Origin of the sequence: Actinomadura macra NBRC 14102 (assembly GCF_001552215.1) — a bacterium.
Classification (GTDB): Bacteria; Actinomycetota; Actinomycetes; order Streptosporangiales; family Streptosporangiaceae; genus Spirillospora; species Spirillospora macra.
Genome location: NZ_BCQT01000005.1, coordinates 171,750 through 192,321, shown reverse-complemented (window position 1 = coordinate 192,321; position 20,572 = coordinate 171,750). Strand labels below are relative to the sequence as shown.

The 20,572-nt window shown below is 69.3% G+C and carries 16 protein-coding genes; 10 read left to right on the top strand and 6 right to left on the bottom strand.

All coding sequences use genetic code 11. The annotated features are described in order from the left end of the window. Positions 1-192 precede the first annotated feature (192 nt). The 4 genes from guaB (at position 193) to AMA02S_RS08780 (ending at position 7,158) form a co-directional block, all read left to right on the top strand. Positions 193-1,689 carry an IMP dehydrogenase gene (gene guaB / locus AMA02S_RS08795; protein ID WP_067454509.1) on the top strand — a complete coding sequence of 499 codons (1,497 nt, stop codon included), beginning with the start codon at positions 193-195 and terminating at the stop codon, positions 1,687-1,689. A gap of 84 nt (positions 1,690-1,773) precedes the next feature. Then, entirely contained in the window at positions 1,774-2,889 is a 1,116-nt protein-coding gene (locus tag AMA02S_RS08790) for a GuaB3 family IMP dehydrogenase-related protein (protein ID WP_067454506.1), read from the top strand. 98 nt (positions 2,890-2,987) lie between these two features. After that, entirely contained in the window at positions 2,988-4,721 is a 1,734-nt protein-coding gene (locus AMA02S_RS08785; RefSeq protein ID WP_067454503.1) for a glycerol-3-phosphate dehydrogenase/oxidase, read from the top strand. Between the two features lie 442 nt (positions 4,722-5,163). Continuing rightward, the gene (locus AMA02S_RS08780) at positions 5,164-7,158 is read left to right on the top strand and encodes an NACHT domain-containing protein (RefSeq protein ID WP_067454501.1); all 1,995 of its coding nucleotides are present in this window, start codon (positions 5,164-5,166) and stop codon (positions 7,156-7,158) included. On the opposite strand, the gene AMA02S_RS08775 is transcribed toward AMA02S_RS08780, so the two are convergent. Further along, on the bottom strand, positions 7,128-7,739 hold the full coding sequence (locus tag AMA02S_RS08775; RefSeq protein WP_067454498.1) for a phosphatase PAP2 family protein: 612 nt from the start codon (positions 7,737-7,739) through the stop codon (positions 7,128-7,130). The two genes, AMA02S_RS08780 and AMA02S_RS08775, sit on opposite strands and share 31 nt — an antisense overlap. A gap of 170 nt (positions 7,740-7,909) precedes the next feature. Then, positions 7,910-8,587 carry a TetR/AcrR family transcriptional regulator gene (locus AMA02S_RS08770; protein ID WP_084264900.1) on the bottom strand — a complete coding sequence of 226 codons (678 nt, stop codon included), beginning with the start codon at positions 8,585-8,587 and terminating at the stop codon, positions 7,910-7,912. 261 nt (positions 8,588-8,848) lie between these two features. Between AMA02S_RS08770 and AMA02S_RS41525 the strand changes: the two genes are divergently transcribed. The 3 genes from AMA02S_RS41525 (at position 8,849) to AMA02S_RS08755 (ending at position 12,750) form a co-directional block, all read left to right on the top strand. Continuing rightward, a complete protein-coding gene (locus AMA02S_RS41525) occupies positions 8,849-10,429 on the top strand; it encodes a succinic semialdehyde dehydrogenase (protein WP_067454495.1) in 1,581 nt (526 codons plus the stop codon). A 9-nt stretch (positions 10,430-10,438) separates the two neighbouring features. Beyond that, positions 10,439-12,190, top strand: a complete 1,752-nt coding sequence (locus tag AMA02S_RS41520) for a GMC oxidoreductase (protein WP_067454492.1) — start codon at positions 10,439-10,441, stop codon at positions 12,188-12,190. A 122-nt stretch (positions 12,191-12,312) separates the two neighbouring features. Then, on the top strand, positions 12,313-12,750 hold the full coding sequence (locus AMA02S_RS08755) for a hypothetical protein (protein WP_067454489.1): 438 nt from the start codon (positions 12,313-12,315) through the stop codon (positions 12,748-12,750). 139 nt (positions 12,751-12,889) lie between these two features. On the opposite strand, the gene AMA02S_RS08750 is transcribed toward AMA02S_RS08755, so the two are convergent. Continuing rightward, a complete protein-coding gene (locus AMA02S_RS08750; protein WP_084264898.1) occupies positions 12,890-13,792 on the bottom strand; it encodes a zinc metalloprotease in 903 nt (300 codons plus the stop codon). A gap of 182 nt (positions 13,793-13,974) precedes the next feature. Between AMA02S_RS08750 and AMA02S_RS08745 the strand changes: the two genes are divergently transcribed. Beyond that, positions 13,975-14,709, top strand: coding sequence for a DNA alkylation repair protein (locus tag AMA02S_RS08745; protein WP_067454483.1), 735 nt, complete (start codon positions 13,975-13,977; stop codon positions 14,707-14,709). Between the two features lie 112 nt (positions 14,710-14,821). Here AMA02S_RS08745 and AMA02S_RS08740 read toward each other — a convergent pair whose 3' ends face one another. Next, on the bottom strand, positions 14,822-15,811 hold the full coding sequence (locus AMA02S_RS08740; RefSeq protein ID WP_245667416.1) for a zinc metalloprotease: 990 nt from the start codon (positions 15,809-15,811) through the stop codon (positions 14,822-14,824). A 221-nt stretch (positions 15,812-16,032) separates the two neighbouring features. On the opposite strand from AMA02S_RS08740, the gene guaA reads away from it, so the two are divergent. Further along, positions 16,033-17,619, top strand: a complete 1,587-nt coding sequence (guaA, locus tag AMA02S_RS08735) for a glutamine-hydrolyzing GMP synthase (protein ID WP_067454789.1) — start codon at positions 16,033-16,035, stop codon at positions 17,617-17,619. Positions 17,620-17,726: 107 nt separating this feature from the next. Here the strand turns inward: guaA and ahpD are convergent, their stop codons facing one another. Both ahpD and AMA02S_RS08725 read right to left on the bottom strand, forming a co-directional pair. Next, complete coding sequence (gene ahpD, locus AMA02S_RS08730) at positions 17,727-18,269, bottom strand: alkylhydroperoxidase, AhpD family (RefSeq protein WP_067454786.1); 543 nt, start codon at positions 18,267-18,269, stop codon at positions 17,727-17,729. Between the two features lie 105 nt (positions 18,270-18,374). After that, on the bottom strand, positions 18,375-18,929 hold the full coding sequence (locus AMA02S_RS08725) for a peroxiredoxin (RefSeq protein WP_067454470.1): 555 nt from the start codon (positions 18,927-18,929) through the stop codon (positions 18,375-18,377). Positions 18,930-19,364: 435 nt separating this feature from the next. Between AMA02S_RS08725 and AMA02S_RS08720 the strand changes: the two genes are divergently transcribed. After that, positions 19,365-20,309 (top strand): LysR substrate-binding domain-containing protein, encoded by a 945-nt coding sequence (locus AMA02S_RS08720; protein WP_067454467.1) that lies wholly within the window; start codon positions 19,365-19,367, stop codon positions 20,307-20,309. Positions 20,310-20,572: the final 263 nt, after the last annotated feature.

Sequence of the window (20,572 nt, the reverse complement as noted above, 5' to 3'; positions counted from 1 at the left end):
TCTGTACGCGAACAATCACCCAGCGTGCACATCTGAGGGAATGTGGGAACGCTCCGTGCTTGTTGAATGGTGTCATCAAGCCCACTGCCGCGCTCGCCCCAACGACCCGTCCCGTCGTGGGCCCACGCCCTACCATGGGGACAGGGTCGCCGTGACCTGGCCGGATACCGCCGCCTCCAAGGGAAGGTCCTCATGAACCCCGCAGCCGAGCCCGCCAACTTCCTTCCTCAGGGCCTGACCTTCGACGATGTGCTGTTGCTGCCGGGGTACTCCGACCTTCAGCCGGGGGAGGCCGACACGACGACGCGGCTGACCCGGGACATCTCGCTGCGGATCCCGCTGGTGTCGGCGGCGATGGACACGGTGACCGAGGCGCGCACGGCGGTCGCGATGGCCAGGCAGGGCGGCATCGGCGTGCTGCACCGCAACATGGCGATCGAGGAGCAGGCGCAGGAGGCCGACCGGGTCAAGCGGTCCGAGGCCGGGATGATCACCAAGCCGGTGACGTGCCTGCCGGACGCGACGCTCGCCGACGTCGAGGCGCTCTGCGCGCGGTACCGGATCTCGGGCGTGCCGGTCACGGACGTGCGGGGCGTGCTGGTCGGCATCGTGACGAACCGGGACATGCGCTTCGAGACGGAACCGTCCCGTCCGGTCCGCGAGGTCATGACCCCGATGCCGCTGATCACCGCGCCGGTGGACGTGGCCAAGGACGAGGCGTTCCGGCTGCTGGCGGGCAACAAGGTGGAGAAGCTCCCGCTGGTGGACGACGAGGGCCGGCTCCGGGGGCTGATCACCACCAAGGACTTCACCAAGAGCGAGCAGTATCCCGACTCCACCAAGGACGCCGACGGGCGGCTGCTCGTCGCGGCGGCGGTGGGGGTCGGCGAGGACGCGCTCCGCCGGGCCAGGGCCTTGATCGAGGCGGGCGCGGACGTCGTGATCGTCGACACCGCGCACGGCCACTCCAAGGGCGTCGCCGACACGATCGCCGCGATCAAGGCGAACTCGCGGGTGCAGGTCGTCGGCGGGAACATCGCGACGTACGCCGGGGCGAAGGTCCTGGTGGAGGCGGGCGCCGACGCGGTCAAGGTGGGCGTCGGCCCCGGCTCGATCTGCACGACCCGCGTGGTCGCCGGGGTGGGCGTGCCGCAGATCACCGCGATCTCCGAGGCCGCCCGCGCCGCCCGGGAGGCCGGGGTCCCGGTGATCGGGGACGGTGGCCTCCAGTACTCCGGGGACATCGCCAAGGCCCTCGTCGCCGGCGCCGACACGGTGATGCTCGGCAGCCTGCTGGCCGGGATCGAGGAGTCCCCCGGCGAGCTGATCTTCGTCCACGGCAAGCAGTACAAGTCGTACCGGGGGATGGGCTCGCTCGGCGCGATGCGCAACCGCGAGCGTGGCGGATCGTTCTCCAAGGACCGGTACGCGCAGGCGGACGTCACCAGCGAGGAGAAGCTGATCCCCGAGGGCGTCGAGGGCCAGGTGCCCTACCGGGGGCCGCTCGCCAACGTCGCGCACCAGCTCATCGGCGGTCTGCACCAGTCCATGTGGTACGCGGGCACGCGCACGATCCCCGAGCTCCAGGAGCGCGGCCAGCTCATGCGGATCAGCCCGGCGGGCCTGCGCGAAAGCCACCCGCACGACATCCAGATGACCGTCGAGGCCCCCAACTACCAGGGCCGCTGACCTCGCGTAAGCTCTTCCGGGGCTCGTCCCCCGCCGCCGGCGGGGGCACCGACCACGTGAAGGAAGGGCGCAGTGGCAGCTGAGGTGGAGATCGGCCGGGGCAAGAGCGGCCGGCGGGCATATGCCTTCGACGACATCGGCATCGTGCCGTCGCGCCGCACGCGCGACCCCGAGGAGGTCAGCGTCGCCTGGCAGATCGACGCCTACCGGTTCGAGATGCCGCTGGTCGTCGCGCCGATGGACAGCGTCGTCAGCCCGGCCACCGCCATCGCGGTCGGCCGGCTCGGCGGCCTCGCCGTCCTCGACCTCGAAGGGTTGTGGACGCGCTACGAGCGCCCCGAGCCGCTGCTCGCCGAGATCGCCTCGCTGGACGACGTCCGCGCCACCCACCGGCTCCAGGAGATCTACTCCGAGCCGATCAAGGAGGAGCTGATCGGGCGCCGGATCGAGGAGATCAGGGAGGCGGGCGTGACCGTGGCGGCGCGGCTGTCGCCGCAGCGCACCGCGCAGTTCCACAAGACCGTCATCGACGCCGGCGTGGACCTGTTCGTGATCCGCGGCACCACCGTGTCGGCCGAGCACGTCTCCGGGCGCGCCGAGCCGCTCAACCTCAAGCAGTTCATCTACGACCTGGACGTTCCGGTGATCGTCGGCGGCTGCTCCACCTACACCGCCGCCCTGCACCTGATGCGCACCGGCGCCGCCGGAGTGCTCGTCGGGTTCGGCGGCGGCTCCGGGCACACGACCCGCACGGTGCTGGGCGTGGCGGTGCCGATGGCGACCGCGGTCGCGGACGTCGCCGCCGCGCGCCGGGACTACATGGACGAGTCCGGCGGACGCTACGTCCACGTGATCGCCGACGGTGGCATGGTCAACAGCGGCGACATCGCCAAGGCGTTCGCCTGCGGGTCGGACGCGGTGATGGTCGGCTCCCCGTTCGCGCGCTCCACCGAGGCGCCCGGCCGCGGCTACCACTGGGGCAGCGAGGCCCACCACGGCGACGTCCCGCGCGGTACCCGCCTCGACCTCGGCACGATCGGGACGATGGAGGAGATCCTGCACGGCCCGTCGCACGTCGCGGACGGCTCGATGAACCTGATCGGGGCGCTGCGCCGCGCGATGGCGACGTCCGGCTACACCGAGCTGAAGGAGTTCCAGCGGGTGCAGGTGGTCGTCGCGCCGCGCCGCCTCGGCGACTGAGAGCGGGCTCACCGATAATCGCGCGCCACCTGGGTGGTGCCGTCCCTACCGTGGGGTAGGTACAGCCTGTCAACTTCACCGCACTGGGGGGAATCGCGATGACGGGATCACCGGTGACCGGCCTCGGCAGCTCACGGCTCGGACCGGCCGAACGGGCCGCGGCGCTGGACCGCATGGCCCGCGAGGAGTTCGACGTCGTGGTCGTCGGGGGCGGCATCGTCGGCGCGGGCGCCGCGCTCGACGCGGCCACCCGGGGCCTGTCCGTGGCGGTGGTCGAGGCACGCGACTTCGCGTCCGGGACGTCCTCGCGATCGTCGAAGCTGATCCACGGTGGGCTGCGCTACCTGGAGCAGTACAACTTCGACCTCGTGCGGGAGGCGCTGACCGAGCGAAGCCTGCTGCTCCAGCAGATCGCGCCGCACCTCGTCCGTCCCGTCCCCTTCCTGCTGCCGACCACGCACCACGTGTGGGAACGCGGCTACCTCGGCGCCGGTGTGGCGCTGTACGACGTGCTGGCGTTCCAGATGGGCAACACCCGCGGCGTTCCGCACCACCGCCATCTCACCCGACGGGGAGCGCTCCGGCTGGCGCCGTCGCTGCGCAAGGACGCCTTCACCGGCGCGATCCAGCTGTGGGACGCGCAGGTCGACGACGCCCGCTTCGTCATGATGGTGTTGCGCACGGCCGCGGAGTACGGCGCGCAGATCGCCTCCCGGACCCAATGCCTGGGCTTCCTCCGCGAAGGAGAGCGCGTCACGGGGCTGCGCGTCCGCGACCTGGAGGCCAACACCATGGCAGAGGTCCGCGCCAAGCAGGTCGTGAACGCCACCGGCGTGTGGACGGACGAGATCCAGGAACTCGTCGGCGGCCGTGGGCAGATCCACGTGAAGGCGTCGAAGGGCATTCACCTGGTCGTCCCGAAGGACCGGATCCACTCCTCGACGGGAATCCTCCTGCGCACCGAGAAGTCCGTCCTGTTCGTGATCCCTTGGGGACGGCACTGGATCATCGGCACCACCGACACCGAGTGGGATCTGGACAAGGCCCATCCCGCCGCGTCCAAGGCCGATATCGACTACGTCCTCGACCACGTCAACGCCGTCCTCAACACCCCCCTCACCCATGACGATGTGGAAGGCGTGTACGCGGGACTGCGCCCCCTCCTCACCGGTGAGACGGAGGAGACCTCAAAGCTGTCCCGCGAGCACGTGGTCGCCCACCCCGTCCCTGGTCTCGTCCTGGTCGCGGGCGGGAAGTACACCACCTACCGGGTCATGGGCAAGGACGCCATCGACGCGGTCGTCCACGGCCTGGACGGCAAGGTCGCCGAGTCGTGCACCGACCGCATTCCCCTCGTCGGCGGCGACGGCTTCCAGGCCATGTGGAACGCCCGGCACCGCCTCGCCGCCCGCTCCGGCCTCCACGTCGCCCGCATCGAGCACCTCCTGCGCCGCCACGGCACGCTCGTGGACGACCTTCTCAGCCTCATCGCCGAGAAGCCCGACCTGGCCAAGCCCCTGGCCGGCGCCGACGACTACCTCCGCGCCGAGATCGTCTACGCCGCGTCCCACGAGGGTGCCCGGCACCTCAACGACGTCCTCGCCCGCCGCACCCGCATCTCCATCGAGACCTGGGACCGGGGCGTCGGCGTCGCCCAGGAGGCCGCCGACCTGCTCGCCCCCGTCCTCGGCTGGTCCAAGAAACAGCGCGACCGCGAGATCGAGTACTACCGCAAGCGCGTGGAGGCGGAACGGGCGTCCCAGACTCAGGACGACGACCAGGAAGCCAACGCCCACCGCCGCGGCGCCCCCGACATCGTTCCGGTTTATTAGCGATCGCTGCATCGCTTCGGACTCGCCTAGAGACTGGCTGCGCGATCGGGTTCTCGCTTCGCTCGCACCTGCCTTCGGACGTGATCGCAACGTTGAGGTAGTTGCCGGCTGGGGTCACTGCGGGCTTGCGGCCAACTGAGCCGCTTCGCTTCGGCTGTGGGTTTCGGGCTTTGCCAAGGGCTGAGGTCTGGTTCTTTTTGCCAGAGTTGGGGTGCCTGACATGGCATAACAACTTGGGGGAAAGCCCTCCTAATGCGACTTTTATGCCCGAAATAGACCTCTGTGTCCGATGCTATGGACATGGCCCGTCCCTGCCTCTACTGTGCTCCGCGTCCGGGCAGGAGGAGGACTCCGAGAGGGGCGGTGTCGTGGGGGACGGCGGGGCTCGCAGGGGTGGGTTCGGATGAGTCGCCGGGGTGGTGACTCGGCGCGCCTCGCCATCTTGACTCTCATTCTGTCCCTCATCGTGGGAATCCTGTCGGGGCTGGCCTCGAAGCCGTTCGAGGACTGGGGGCAGCAGCACTGGCCCTGGACCGTGATCCTGCTGGGTGTCGTGGCGGTGATCTGGCTGATTCTGCAGGCCAGGGCCGATCGGGTGACGGTGGACGACCTCGACGCCGTGGCCGCGCAGCTCGCCGAACTCGTGAACGAGGACTGGCATCAGGAGGCGGCGGTCCGGCACCTTGACCTGCACGCGGGCCTGGTGCCGTTTCGGTGGTCGCTGACCGGTTTCGACGAGGGCACGGTCGTCGACATTCCGACGATGATGGACGCCTTCGAGGCGTCTGCGTCCAAACGGCTGGTGATCACCGGCGCGCCCGGCACCGGCAAGACGTCGCTCGCGGTGCTGCTCACTCTCGATTTGGTGAAACGCCGCACGGAGAACGGAACCGGTCCTGTTCCCGTCAAGCTGTCCTTGGCGAACTGGATGCCGTGCGAGCAGGGTCTGCTGAAATGGTTGGAGGAGGAACTGGGCACGCAGTTCCTCTTCCTGCGGAACAAAGGCAAGTACCCCCCGGACACGATCGAGCGGCTCCTGACCACGCGGAAGATATTGCCGGTCCTGGACGGATTGGACGAGCTGAGCTGGGACGCGGCAGGGCGGTCCGACAGTGAAGCAATTCGAACGAATCCCATCGAACAGATCAACCACGCCCTCGTGCGGCTGCCCGGGCTGATCATCACGTGCCGCGCCGGGCACTTCCAGGACGCCACGAGGGACAGGGCGCCGATCCGCGACGCGAAGCAGGTCGAGCTCCGGGATCTGGATCCCCGGAAGGTCGTCGACTACCTCACCGGGGTTATGGACGGCCTGGCGCGCTGGGAGCCGGTCTTCGAGGTGCTGCGCGACGAACCGGACGGGCGGCTCGCCGATGCCCTCTCCACCCCGCTCATGGTGGCGCTGGCCCGGGAGGTCTACAAGGACCCGCGCACTCGTCCGACGGAGTTACTGGACACGAGTTCCTTCCCCGAGGCCGAGGACATTCGGGGTCATCTCCTTCGGCGGCTGGTTCCGGCCGTGTTCCCCGAACTCCCGGCGCAGGATCGGCGCGACGGCTGGCATGGCGCGGACGTCGGGCGCTGGTTGCGCTTCCTGGCCGCCGGGATGAACGCGCGGGAGCTGCCCAACATCGCCTGGTGGACGCTGCCCCAGCTGGCGGGGCGTCGTCAGCGGGTCCTGGCGGGCCTGGTGGGCGGGTCCATCTCCGCCGTCACTGCCGGGCTCGCCTTCGGGACGGTGGGCTGGCTCAAATGGGGGTCGGTGACGGGGCTGCTGCTCGGCGTCGTGGCCGCGGCCATCGGCGGGGCGGGGATGGCCGTGCCGGCGGCGCGCAACCTGCCCATCCCGTCCGAGCTGCAGTTCGGCTGGCAGGACAAGTGGCAGACCATGATCCTGGGGAGCATGTTCACGGCGCTGGCCGGGGGAACGAGCGGGTTTCTCCTGGGCGGAGCGGGGGGCGCGATTCTCGTCGGGTCGGTCGTCGGCATACCCCTCGGGGTGGCCTATAGCGGGGCGCAACCGGATGCCACCGTGCGGATCGGGAGCCCACGCATCCTGTTACGCCGGGACAGACGGGTGGTGGTGTTCTTCGGCCTCGCCTACGGGCTGACCAGCGGCGGTGTCGCCTGGTTCCTCGTCCATCCGCTGTTCGGCGTCATCTTCGGCGTCTGTAGCGCGCTGTGCGGGGGATTGCTGTACGGGCTGCCCTGGGTGCTGGCGTTGAGGTCGGCGAAGGGAAAGGCGGGGGTCGTCGCCTCGGTGCACCTGTTCCTGTTCACCATCGTCCTGTGGCCCCGCGGCAAGACACCACCCCCTTGGAAGCTGATGGACTTCCTCGACGAGGCTCACCGGCGGGGCGTCCTACGGCGGGTGGGGCCCGTGTACCAGTTCCAGCACGTCTACCTTCAGGGCGAGCTGGGCCGTTCCGACACCTGAGCGGGCGGCCGCCCCATGAAGCGGAGGCCTACCCAGCAGGCGACGGAGCCGGCCGCCAGGCCGGCCGCCATATCGGGGATGTAGTGCTGGTGGACGAACAGCGTGGACGCCACGATGAGCACGCACCAGGCCGCGACGTACCTCCCCGCCCGCCTGCGGTGCCGGAGCCAGTACACCGCCAAGATCACCGAGAAGCCGGTGTGCAGGCTCGGGAAGCAGTTGTAGGCGTTGTCGCCGCCGTACACCAGGCGCAGGAGCTTGGAGAACACGTCCTCCCCCGTCACCTCGGGTCGGGCTACATGGGTCTGCGCGAAGATGTAGAACGGGTAGGCGACGATCAGTAGCACGATGCCCGCGACGAGCGCCGATCGCGCCAGCCGCGCCGAGGTGAGCAGGAAGAACACCAGCGTGAACGGTCCCAGTGCCAGCACCGAGATGTAGGGGATCACCATTTCCACGACCAGCGGGATGTGCTCGTCGAGCGGGGTCCTCGGCGACCAGCGCGCCGGGCCGTCGTTGAGCGGGCGGTAGAGCGCGAGAAGCCCTCCGAACACCGCGATCAGCACCGCGGTGGTCAGCACATCTCGTCGGCCCCGTCGCCTGATCCCGAACCTGAAAGCGCCCCCGCCGAACCGCCTCGCCATCGTCCCCCTACGGCGTGATCCGTTGGAGGCTCAGAATAGTGAGATGTGTCGGAGTTAGGGTGCTTTATGGAGGTCGTAGTTGGTTCGCTCCATGGTGGACCGAAAAGTCAGGGTGGACCGAAAAGAAGGTCCCGGCGCACGGTGTAGATGCGCGCGGGGACCCGCTCGGGGTCCAGGAGCTGCTGGAAGGGCAGGCCGATCTCCATGGCCAGGGCCAGGGTGGCGCGGTCGGCGACCGGGACGCCGTCGGTCTCGGTGAGGTCGCGGGCCAGTTGGGCGCGGCGCTCGGCGTACCAGTCGGCGATCCGCCAGCCCGCGGCGTAGTCGCGCATGCCGTAGAGCCAGAACTCGACGAGCAGCAGGGCGACACGGCGTGCGTGCTCCTGGGCGTCGGGGCACGGGTGGGTACGGCGGGAGGGGCCGCCGGCCTCAAGGAACTCGTCCGCGGCGGCGGCCTGGATCTCGTCGAGGACGCCCATGCCGGCGCGGTCGCGGGTGAAGCGGTCCATCAGGGCGAGCAGCAGGTCGGTCTTGCCCGCGAAGTTGGAGTAGACGGCTCCCTTGGTGAGCCCCGCCGCCGCGGCGATGTCGTCGAGTGAGGCGCCGTGGATGCCGTGCTCGGCCCAGAGCCGTTCGGCCGCGCCGAGCAGCGCGGTGCGGGTCTGCTCGCGCCGGTCCCGCCTCGCGGCCGGGAGGGCGGGGCGTGGTCTGCTGCCGCTCGTCCGGGACGGGGTGTCATCCCGGCTGCTCGCGTCACCCTCGGGCGGTCCGTGGGTGTCGTTCATGCGCACTTCCCTTCGGGGGTCGGGCGTTCGCCCCCGGGGCGCGCGGCAGCGGACGTCCGGGAGCGACGCCGGTTTTCTCCTCCTGCTTCCGGGATACACCGGCTGGACATGGTCATTCCCTGAGTTGCACAAGTCCGGCCAGGTTGGAACGGTCCGCTTCGGTGCCGCCGGGGGCGAACTGGGGCAGGTTGGGCATCTCCGTACAACTGGTGCGTTACTTGCGGGTAGCCATAAGTGGCCGGGGGGTCATACTCTGCAGACATGGCATCCCCGACGGTCCCCGCCACAGGTGCGGCAGAGCACACGCTCCCGCAGGCGCTCACCGACCGGCTGGCGTCCCACATCGTCTCGGACGGCGCCGGCAAGGCGACGATCCCGAGCCCGTTCACCGGCGAACCGCTCGCGACCGTCCCGCTCACCAGCACCGATGACGTCCGTGCGGCCTACGAGCGGGCCCACGAAGCGCAGCGCGCCTGGGCGGCGCTGCCCGTCCGCGAGCGGGTCAAGCCGTTCCTGCGGCTGGCGGACGCGCTGGTCGGCCGGCGCTCGGAGATCCTCGACATCATCCAGCTGGAGACGGGCAAGGCGCGCCGCCACGCGATGGAGGAGTTCCTGGACGTGGCGCTGTGCTCGCTCTACTACGCGCGGCGCGCGGAACGCCTGCTGAAGCCGCGCCGCAGGCAGGGCATGATGCCGGGGCTGACCCGCGTCCAGGAGTTGCGGCACCCGAAGGGCGTCGTCGCGCTGATCGCGCCGTGGAACTACCCGTTCGCGCTCGGCACCAGCGACATCGCGCCCGCGCTGATGGCGGGCAACGCGGTGATCCACAAGCCCGACACCCAGACCTGCCTGTCGAGCCTGTGGGTGCTGGACCTGCTGGTCGCGCTCGGGCTGCCCAAGGACCTGTGGCAGATCATCGTCGGCGATCCGTCCGAGATCGGCGATCCGCTGGTCGACGGCGCCGACTACGTGTCGTTCACCGGCTCGACGCGGGGCGGCAGAGCCATCGCCGAGAAGGTCGCGCCGCGGCTGGTCGCGTACTCGCTGGAACTCGGCGGCAAGAATCCGATGATCGTGATGGCGGACGCCGACGTGGAGCGCACCGCACGCGGCGCCGTCCGCGCCTGCTTCACCAACGCCGGGCAGCTCTGCATCTCGATCGAGCGGATGTACGTCCATGAGGACGTCTACGACCGTTTCGTCCCGCGCCTGGTGGAGCTGGTCAAGGGCATGAGGCTCGGTGCCGGCCTCGACTTCGAGGCCGAGATGGGATCGCTGACCCATCAGCGCCAACTGGAGGCGGTCACCCGGCACGTCGACCAGGCCGTCAAGGGAGGCGCGACCGTCCTCACCGGCGGTAAGGCACGACCGGACGTGGGCCCGCTCTTCTACGAGCCGACCATCCTCACCGGCGTGAACGGTGACATGGACTTGTGTGCGAACGAGACATTCGGCCCAGTCGTCGCGCTCTATAAGTACCGGGACGTAGACGAGGTCATCGCCCGCGCCAACGACAGCCCCTACGGCCTCAACGCCTCGGTGTGGACGCGGAACGTCGCCGCCGGGCGGCGCGTCGCGGCCAGGATCCAGGCGGGCACCGTCAATATCAACGACGGGTACGGCGCCGCGTACGCCTCCTACGACTCGCCCATGGGCGGCATGAAGCAGTCGGGCGTGGGGCGCCGCCACGGCGCCGAGGGCCTGCTGAGGTTCACCGAGTCCCAGACGGTCGCGAGCCAGCACCTCATGGACCTCGAACCGCCCGGTGCCATCGGCTACGAGAGGTTCGCCGATCTGATGGCCACCAGCGTCAAGCTCATGAAGAAGCTGCGGATCAAGTAGGGATCACCCGTGAAGCATGACTTCGACGTCCTCGTCGTCGGGTCGGGGTTCGGCGGCAGCGTCTCGGCGTTGCGGCTGACCGAGAAGGGCTACAAGGTCGGTGTGATCGAGGCGGGACGGCGTTTCGACACGAATCCGTCCGGGGCGCCGGGCTCCCGCTATCCGGCGCTGCCCAAGACGAACTGGCGTGTCGCGCGCTATCTGTGGGCGCCCGCGCTCGGCCTGACCGGCATGCAGCGGATGCACCTGATCCGTGGCGCCAGGTCCAGCCGCGTCCTGGTGCTGGCGGGCGCGGGTGTCGGCGGGGGGTCGCTCAACTACGCCAACACCCTGTACGTGCCTCCCGAGCCCTTCTTCCGGGACCGGCAGTGGGCGCACATCACCGACTGGCAGGACGAGCTCGCCCCCTACTACGGGCAGGCGAAACGGATGCTCGGCGTCGTCCGGAACCCCTCGACCACCGAGGCCGACAAGGTCATGAAGAAGGTCGCCGACCGGATGGGCGCGGGCGGCACGTTCGTCCGGACCCCGGTCGGCGTCTACTTCGGGCGCGGCCCCGGGGTCGAGAGCGCCGACCCGTACTTCGGCGGGACGGGCCCGCGTCGCCGCGGCTGCCTGGAATGCGGCGAGTGCATGGTCGGCTGCCGCCACGGCGCCAAGAACATGCTGACCGAGAACTATCTCTACCTGGCCGAGAAGGCGGGTGCCCGGGTGATGCCGCTGAGCCGCGTCACCCGCGTCGCGCCCCTCACCGGCGGCGGGTACGAGGTCGAGATCGTCCGGACGGGATCGTTCGGACGCAACCGCAAGACGCTGACCGCGCGGCAGGTCGTCCTCGCCGCCGGGACCTACGGGACGCAGAAGCTCCTGCACAAGCTCAAGTCGACCGGCGCCCTCCCGCGCCTGTCCGACCGGCTCGGCGCGCTGACCCGCACGAACTCCGAGGCGATCCTCGGCGCGGGGCGCCGGCGCGGTAGGCCGGGACCGGACTTCTCCGAGGGCGTCGCCATCACGTCGTCGTTCCACCCCACTCCCGACACGCACATCGAACCCGTCCGGTATGGGCGCGGCTCGAACCTGCTGGCCGGCCTCCAGACCCTGCTGGTGGACGGTGACCGTCCAGGCGAGCGGCACACCCCGCGCCTCGTGAAGTTCGCCCGTGAGGCGGTGCGGCGGCCCCGCGACCTGCTCCAACTGTTCGACGTCGGGCACTGGTCGGAGCGGACGGTCATCGCCCTCGTCATGCAGACCCGCGACAACTCGATCACCCTCCGGCCGAGGAAGGGCCCGTTCGGGTGGGACGTCCACGCGACCGCCGGGCACGGCGAGCCGAATCCCACCTGGCTCCCCGAGGGGCACGAGGCGACCCGGCTGATCGGCGAGGAGATCGGCGGCATCGCCGGGGGCGCCTGGGGCGATCTGTTCGACATCCCGATGACCGCGCACTTCCTCGGCGGCTGTGCGATCGGCGACTCCGCCGAGACCGGCGTCATCGACGCCTACCACCGGGTCTACGGCCACCCGGGACTGCACGTCGTGGACGGCTCGGCGGTCTCGGCCAACCTCGGCGTCAACCCGTCGCTGACGATCACCGCGCAGGCCGAGCGGGCGATGTCCTTCTGGCCCAACCGCGGCGAGCGGGATCCGCGTCCCGATCTGGGCGGCGGGTACCGGCGCGTCTCGCCCGTCGCGCCGAAGAACCCGGTCGTTCCGTCCGATGCCCCGGCAGCGCTGCGCCTGCCCATCGTGGACGGCACCTGACTCTCCCGAGCCCGGTAGGGAGCCTGATACGGGCTTCGTGCGGGCTATCAGGGCGAAAAGCGTCGAAAGTCGTGACACTCCGTAACCGTGCGCCGATGGCCAGGCGGTTTTACTCTTCGTGCATGCGCACGTCGTTGCCCCTCATTGCCGCGCTGGGCCTCCCCCTGGCCTTCGCGATCGCCGCCCCAGCCGGTCCCGCACGGGCGAGTGAACCGTCCCCGCAGGTCCTGCCGATGAGCGCGAAACTACGGGACGACCTTGCCCAGCTCTACAAGCGCGCGAACAACCCCGGGCGGTTCCGGGATCTCGTCGTGGAGAAGCGGGGCGCCCACTACGGACGGATCGGTGATCGGTACTACGCCGTCCTGTCCCTCTGGTACCGCGACAGCCCGACCAGGAACACCGACGCCGGAACCGGGTTCTCCAAGCCCGGTCCCAAGGGCCGCTGGGCGGTGACCATGGTGGACGGCGCGTACGACCCGTGCGCGCGTCCGGCGCCGGAGCGGCTCATGCGTGCCTGGGGCATGCGGGTGAGCCATTGCTCCAACGCCGGACGCTAGCTGCGCGTCCTCCGCGCTCTGTCTGCTGTGCGCTTGTCGCTTGCCCTGTTCGCTCTGTTTGCTCTGCTTGCTCTGTTCGCGCCGAGCGCCGAACGTGCCGGTCATCAGGGACAGGCGCCGGTCATGCGCTTCAGGTCGTTCAGTTGCGGTAGGCGGCCCATTGTTCGCTCATGCGCGTGTTCTGTCCGGTGGTGAATTCGGTCATGCACGCGTCGTAGCTGTAGTCCATGAAATTGTGGATCGGGTCAACGCCGGGTGCGGTGCAGGTGTCGCGACCGGTCGGGCAGCCCGAGGCGGGGCTCTGCTCGGCCGGAGTGTCGGCCACGGCGTCGCCCTGGCCACTGCACCCATCCTGGAACGTGTGGTACAGGCCCAGCCAGTGCCCGACCTCGTGGGTTCCGGTGTCGCCCTCGTTGTAGTTGGTGAGGGTGCCGCCCGGCAGGCTCTGGTAGTGGACGACCACACCGTCCAACTTGGGCTGTGAGCGGTAGCTGCTCGGGAACGTGGCCCATCCGAGCAGCCCACCGGCGAGGTTGCCGGTGTAGAAGTTGAGATCCTGCGCACCGCCGGCGCGCAGGGCGTTCTTCATCTTGGACTCGTTGGCCTGGGGGTCGGAGAACCACGTCGCGTTGTTCGTCCGCTTGGTCTCGGCGAGCGTGAACGATACGCCGCTTGAGGCGTACGCCTTGTTGAGCACGTCGAGTTGCTTGGCGAGCGTCGCGTCCGGGACGTTGCCGGCACTGCCGTACACGACCTGGAAGTGCACCCGAACGGTGATCGCGGCGGCCGGTTTCTTGCCGGCCACGGCGAGCCGTCCGAGCCGGTCGCGGAAGTCCTTCTCCATTTCGGTGACCTTGGCGGCGTTGGGCTGGTTGCGTTCGGTGACGTGCGAGCCGGCGCGAACACGGGCCTGCGCGAGGTGCCCGCTCTCCGGGGCGCACTCGGCGGCCTGGGCGGACACGATGGCAGGGGCGTTCGCGGGCACGTACGCGGAGAACGCGGCGAGCATGCCGACGGCGGTGGCGATTCCAGCGCGTTTCATAGAACTCCTTGGGGGCCGGCGCGGTGGGGACGCGCGTGGGAGCGGAGTCATCGCTGGAACAAGCCTGGTAGCCCATAATTGCCGCGTCTTTGGCAATCCTGGACGAATCCGTACAGATAATGCTGAATTCGGCGCCCTAGCGCGGTCCACCGAACGTCGGAGGCGGGGCGTAGCGTGGCGGCATGGACGTCGAGGCGGAGGCGGCGCGGGTTCTGGCGGAACTACGCGTGCAGGGGGATCCGGCGCGCGCCGAGAACGAGAAGCGCTACCTCAAGAGTGATTTCGCGCACGTGGGCGTCTCCGTCCCGGCTGTGCGCAAGGTGGCCTTGTCGACGGTGCGAAAGGCGCCCACGCGCGACGAGTTGCTCGCGCTTGTCCACAGCCTGTGGACGGTCACCGACGACGGTCGTCCGGTGCACGAGACCCGCGTGGCGGCGGTGGAGATCCTCGCCAAGCGGGCGGCCCTGCTGGAACCCGGAGACCTGGGTGTCGCGGAGCGGCTCGTCCGGGACTCGGTCAGCTGGGTGTACGTCGATCACCTGGCCGAGAAGGTGGCCGGTGCCCTGGTCATCCGCTACCCGTCCCTAGGCGCCGCACTGGACGTATGGGTCACCGACCCTTATATGTGGGTGCGGCGCACGGCCATGCTGGCGTTGCTCCCGGGCGTGCGCTCCGGCACCCCGGACCTGGACCGGCTCTCCCGCTTCGGCGACGCGCTGATCGGCGAGAAGGAGTTCTTCATACGCAAGGCTCTGGGCTGGGTCCTGCGTGAACTGTCCAGGAAAGACCCGGCGTGGGTGACCGCCTGGGTCGACGCCCGCACGGACGCCGTGTCCGGTGTGACGATCCGCGAAGCCGTCCGACATCTGCCCGACAACGACAAGGCACGCCTGATGAGTGCCTACCGGTCCCGCTGACCGCCGCCGGGTGCGGCGGCCCAGGCGCGAATGCGACGGCTTGGTGAAGCGTGAAGTATTGCCTGGCAGGAAGGAACGGCCGGCTGCCTGAGGCGCGTCCGGACGGGTCGTGTCACGCGCGGTAGGCGGCCCAGGCCTTGTGGATTCGGGCGCCCTGACCGGCGGTGAAGGAGTTCATACAGGTGTCGTAGCTGTAGTCCATGTAGTTGTGCACGGGGTCGACGCCCGGGGAGGGACAGGTGTCCTTGCCGGACGGGCAGCCGTTGGTCGGTTCCCGCTCAGGGGGCGTGTCGGCCACCCGGTCGCCCTTGCCGCCGCAGCCGTCCTGGAAGGTGTGGTACAGCCCGAGCCAGTGCCCGACTTCGTGGGTCGCGCTGAACCCTTTGTTGAAGTTCTCGATCGGCCCGCCCGGCATGCTGCCGTAGTGGATCGTCACGCCGTCCATCTTGGGCTCGGCCTTGTACTTCCAGGGGAAGGTCGACCAGCCGAGCAGGTCGCCGCCGATATAGGCGCTGTAAAGGTTGAGGGCGTTCTTGCCGCCCTTGTGGAGCCTCGGCTTGTACGTCCCCTCGTACCGTTCCGGATCGCGGTGCCAGTTGGCGTTGTTGGTGCGGCTGATCTGCTGGAGCCTGAAGGTGACGCTGGTATTGGCTCCGCCGTTGCGTCCGCCGTAGGAGGCGTTCAGCACGTCGATCTGCCGCCGGACCTCCGCGTCGGAGACATTCCCACTGGCGCCGTCGTGCAGGACGTGGAAGTAGACGGGCACTCCGATCGGCGCGGCCAGACGCCTGGCCGCCATGGGGGAGTGGGCGGTGCCGGGGCCGGCGAGGCCCTGACGAGAGAGGATCCGGTCGAGGCCGAGATCGGTCGCGGCGGCTTGCTCTGGCGTCAGGTCGTTGCGTTCGCGGACGTGGGCGCCGGGCCGGAGCCGGGCCTCGGGGGACGCGCAGTCATCGGCGTGCCGGTGCCCGGCGGCGTGCGGATGCCCGGCGTGCGGGTGCCCGGCGGGGTACTGGCGTCCGGCTGCTGTCCCCATGCCCGCCGGGCCGGTCGGGACGGCGGGGACGAGGGCGGCGATCAGGGCGGCGGCGAGCAGCTTCACGACACTCCTAGGGAGGGCGTACGAACGCGGATGGAAACCAAAGGAACACAGAGCGTTATCAAGAGGTATCAGAACGAAGTCCTGCTGAGTGTGTGATCAAGGTAAACGGTAGCTGACCGTTATCGGCCAGTTTCACTAAGTGATGGGCCGGTCAGGGGTGCGGGCATCGTTCCAGGCAGGTGCCCCTTAGACTGAAAGCCCTTCCGGCCGTGCGAAAGGCGTTGTTGGTGGCCGCAGACCAGTCCTTTGACACCGTGCTCGTCGTCGACTTCGGCGCGCAGTACGCGCAGCTCATCGCGCGGCGCGTCCGCGAGTGCCATGTGTTCAGCGAGATCGTGCCGTCCACCATGCCCGCCGCGGAGATGCTCGCAAAGCGACCGAAGGCGATCATCCTGTCGGGCGGTCCCGCCTCGGTGTATGAGGAGAACGCCCCGGCAGCGCCGGAGGGGCTCTTCGACCTCGGCGTCCCGACGTTCGGGATCTGCTACGGCCACCAGGTCATGGCGCAGGCGCTCGGCGGAAAGGTCGAGAACTCCGACGTCGCCGAATTCGGCGGCGCGAACATCGTCGTCACCTCGCCGGGCATGCTCTTCGCGGGGCTGCCACACGAGCAGGCCGTGTGGATGTCGCACCGCGACTTCGTCAGCGGCGCCCCGGCCGGCTTCACCGTCACCGCCAGCACGGACGTGACTCCCGTCGCCGGCATGGAGGACCGCGCACGCGGTTTCTTCGGCGTGCAGTTCCACCCGGAGGTGCTGCACACCGAGCACGGTATGGAGATCCTGCGGCGATTCCTGTACGAGGGCGCCGGCTGCCGTCCGAACTGGACGATGGTGAACATCGCCGACGAGTCCATCGAGGCCGTACGGGAGCAGGTCGGCGGCCGGCGCGCCATCTGCGCGCTGTCGGGCGGCGTGGACTCCGCCGTCGCCGCCGCGCTCGTCCAGCAGGCGGTCGGTGACCAGCTCACCTGCGTCTTCGTCGATCACGGCCTGCTGCGCAAGGGCGAGGCCGAGCAGGTCGAGAAGGACTTCGTCGCCGTGACCGGCGTGAACCTGCACGTCGTGGACGCACAGGACCGCTTCCTCGCCGCCCTCGACGGCGTCACCGACCCGGAGGACAAGCGCAAGATCATCGGGCGCGAGTTCATCCGGGTCTTCGAGGAGGCCGCCCGGGAGATCGTCGAGGGCGGTTCCGAGGACGGCGCGTCCGAGCCCGTCGAGTTCCTCGTCCAGGGCACGCTCTACCCGGATGTGGTCGAATCGGGCGGTGGTACCGGCGCGGCCAACATCAAGTCGCACCACAATGTCGGCGGGCTCCCCGACGACCTGCAGTTCAAGCTGATCGAGCCGCTCCGCACCCTGTTCAAGGACGAGGTGCGCGCGCTCGGCGAGCAGCTCGGCCTGCCGTCCGAGATCGTCTGGCGGCAGCCGTTCCCGGGGCCCGGCCTCGGCATCCGCATCATCGGCGCCGTCACCCGCGAGCGCCTCGACGTCCTCCGCGAAGCCGACGCCATCGCCCGCGAGGAACTGACCCGCGCGGGGCTCGACCGCGAGATCTGGCAGTTCCCGGTCGTGCTGCTGGCCGACGTCCGCTCGGTCGGAGTCCAGGGAGACGGCCGCACCTACGGCCACCCGATCGTCCTGCGCCCCGTGACCAGCGAGGACGCCATGACCGCCGACTGGGCGCGGCTTCCATACGACGTCCTCCAGCGGATCTCCACCCGCATCACCAACGAGGTCCGTGAGATCAACCGGGTCACCGTGGACATCACGTCCAAGCCCCCGGGCACCATCGAGTGGGAGTGACCTGACACGCGCCGAGCCGAGACGCGTCAAGCCGAGACGCGCCGACCTGCCACGCGAAGGCCCGCAAGGCCCGGACGATCACGTCCGGGCCTTCGGCGTACCGCGTGTCAGACGGTGGCGGGGGCCAGGGCCGCCTCCGCGTCCAGGGTCGCGGCGGTCGCGCTGACGACCGCGGCGAGGCGCAGTGCCTCCTGGATCAGCTCGCGCGACATCCCGCCGTCGCGCAGCACCTTCTCATGCGAGTCCAGGCACCGGCCGCAGCCGTTGATCGCCGACACGGCCAGGCACCACAGCTCGAAGTCGAGCTTGTCCACACCCGGCTTGCCGATGATGGACATCCGCAGCCTGGCGGGCAGCGTCGCGTACGTCTCGTCCCCGATCAGGTGGGTGGCGCGGTAGTACACGTTGTTCATCGCCATGATCGACGCGGCGCCCTTGGCCGCCTCGAACGCCTCCGCCGACAGGTTGTCGGCGGCCTCCTCGGCCAGTTCGCGGATGACGGTCGTGCTGCGCGTGGTGAGCGCGCACGCCAGCACCGTTCCCCACAACTGCTGGTCGGTGAGCTGTGAGGTGGAGGTCAGCGAGCCCAGGTTGAGCTTGGTGTCCTTGGCGTACCCGGGGAGGGCGCCCTTCAGCGCGTCAACGCTCATGATCATGCGTCCTTTCCGTGCGAACGGCCGGCCGCGACGACGCGCGACCGGCCGTGCCGTCCAGCAGGGGCCGTCCAGCAGGGGCCAGCAAGCCGGTGGTGAAGGTCAGACCCCGGCCAGCAGCTTGGTGGCGTCGAGGGTGTCCTCGCCCTTGCTCCAGTTGCAGGGGCACAGCTCGTCGCTCTGCAGGGCGTCGAGGACGCGCAGCACCTCGGTGACGTTCCGGCCCACGGAGCCGGCGGTCACCATGGAGAACTGGATCTCGTTGTTCGGGTCGACGATGAACGTCGCGCGCTGCGCCACGCCGTCGTTGGTGAGGATGCCGAGCGCCGCGGCGAGCTCCCGGTTGAGGTCCGACAGCATCGGGTACGGCAGGTCCCGCAGGTCAGGGTGGTCCTTGCGCCACGCGAAGTGGACGAACTCGTTGTCCACGGACGCGCCGAGCACCTGGGCGTCGCGGTCGGCGAAGTCCTCGTTCAGCCGGCCGAACTCGGCGATCTCGGTCGGGCAGATGAAGGTGAAGTCCTTCGGCCAGAAGAACACCACGCGCCACTGGCCCTCGTAGGTCTTGTGGTTGATCGTCTCGAACGCGTTGTCCGGGTCCAGCGAGACGCAGGCGGTCAGTTCGTACTCGGGGAACTGGTCACCGACAGTAAGCACGCAGGCTCCTTCGTCTACGGAAACAGCCGCCTCTGACGGGAGAGGCAGACGAGTGGTGGGAGGCCGCCGAAGCGCCGTTGGGCTCAGCGGCTGATGTCACTCAGCGTGCCGCACGCTCGGTGAAAAGAGAAATCGATCTATCGCAAGGGATCAATAGGGGCTGCCTATCAGAAGCCGTTGCAAGGCTGTGAGCAGCTAATATGTACTCCTGCCGTGGCGTCCGATGTGTGCCTGGTTGATGTAAATCACACCAGAATGCCCTGTTCATTCCTTACTCTGTGTAGTTGGCGTGCGGAGGTGACTCCGCTTCCGGACGAGGGGTGCGCATCGGTTCCAGCGCCCCGTTGTGGTCAAACACACGCGATCGTGAAGCCACATCCGGCCCTGTCCGGAGCGTCTCATCCGCACTCACGGTTGGGTAGTGTTCCGGGCGAGATGGCGATCAGCAGACCGACGGTGGCTCAGTTGCGGGCCTTCCTGGCGCTGGCGGAACACCTGCACTTCCGGGATGCCGCCGCCGCGCTGCGGATGAGCCAGCCCGCGTTGTCGGGGTCCGTGGCGGCCCTTGAGGAGAGCCTCGATACACGCCTCGTCGAACGGACGACTCGTAAGGTCCTGCTGACCCCTGCCGGAGAGCGGGTCGCGCGGCGAGCGGAACTCGTCCTAGCGGAACTCGACCGGCTCGTCGAAGAGGTCAGGGCCGTCCGGGGACCGCTCGTGGGGCCGCTCCGGGTAGGCGTCATCCCGACCGTCGCGCCCTACCTGCTTCCGGTGGTGCTGCCGCGCCTCTCGCAGGAGTTCCCCGAACTGGAACTGTCCGTGCACGAGGAGCAGACCGACCACATCGTCGCCGAGCTCCTTGCCGGACGGCTCGACGTGGTGCTGCTCGCCTTGCCCACGCCCGTCCAGGGGGTGACCGAGGTCGCCCTTTACGACGAGGACTTCGTGCTGGTCGCGCCCGCCTCGTCCGATCTCGTGGGGCCGGCGGAGGGGGTCCCACGCGAGGCGCTCAGCAACCTGGACGTGATCCTGCTCAATGAGGGGCACTGCCTTCGCGACCAGGCCCTGGACGTTTGCCGGGAGGTGGGGGCGCGCGCAGCGGCCGCCACCTATGCCACAAGCCTTGCGACCCTGGTGCAACTTGTTTCAGGGGGACTCGGGGTGACCCTCGTCCCGGAGACGGCTTTGCCTGTCGAGACGCGGCGGGCGCCCAACCTGGCCCTGCACCGCTTCAAGTCTCCCGCGCCGTTCCGCCGCATCGGTCTCGGCTACCGCTCGACGTCGCCGCGCTCGGACGAGTTCGCGACCCTCGCCGCCAGCATCCGCGCCGCCGTGACCGCTTTGCACGCGACCGCGACCCCCGGCGTCCGCCCCGTCTGAGCCCCGCCTGGCCCCGGTTTATCCACAGAATACCGTTCTACTGTTGCGCTCCGTTCCTGGCTCGGAACATTGAGTTGTCGGCCTCCGAGCGGGAGGGCGAGCCGGGAGCGGAGTGAGTGCCGCTCGCCGGGACCGAAGTCAGGGGGCGGTAAACGTGGGCCAGGGCAGGTCAAGTCTATGTCAGGTGACGGCCTCGCAATCGCGATGCGCGTTCGGATCATCGCATCACGTCACCATGCTCGGTGTGGCGAGGTCCCGTCCGT

Excerpts from the sequence above, each read along its gene's own strand:
- guaB (WP_067454509.1), top strand. The coding sequence starts at position 193 with ATGAACCCCGCAGCCGAGCCCGCCAACTTCCTTCCTCAGGGCCTGACC.
- AMA02S_RS08785 (WP_067454503.1), top strand. The coding sequence starts at position 2,988 with ATGACGGGATCACCGGTGACCGGCCTCGGCAGCTCACGGCTCGGACCG.
- AMA02S_RS08770 (WP_084264900.1), bottom strand. The coding sequence starts at position 8,587 with ATGAACGACACCCACGGACCGCCCGAGGGTGACGCGAGCAGCCGGGAT.
- AMA02S_RS41525 (WP_067454495.1), top strand. The coding sequence starts at position 8,849 with ATGGCATCCCCGACGGTCCCCGCCACAGGTGCGGCAGAGCACACGCTC.
- AMA02S_RS08755 (WP_067454489.1), top strand. The coding sequence starts at position 12,313 with ATGCGCACGTCGTTGCCCCTCATTGCCGCGCTGGGCCTCCCCCTGGCC.
- AMA02S_RS08750 (WP_084264898.1), bottom strand. The coding sequence starts at position 13,792 with ATGAAACGCGCTGGAATCGCCACCGCCGTCGGCATGCTCGCCGCGTTC.
- AMA02S_RS08745 (WP_067454483.1), top strand. The coding sequence starts at position 13,975 with ATGGACGTCGAGGCGGAGGCGGCGCGGGTTCTGGCGGAACTACGCGTG.
- ahpD (WP_067454786.1), bottom strand. The coding sequence starts at position 18,269 with ATGAGCGTTGACGCGCTGAAGGGCGCCCTCCCCGGGTACGCCAAGGAC.
- AMA02S_RS08720 (WP_067454467.1), top strand. The coding sequence starts at position 19,365 with ATGGCGATCAGCAGACCGACGGTGGCTCAGTTGCGGGCCTTCCTGGCG.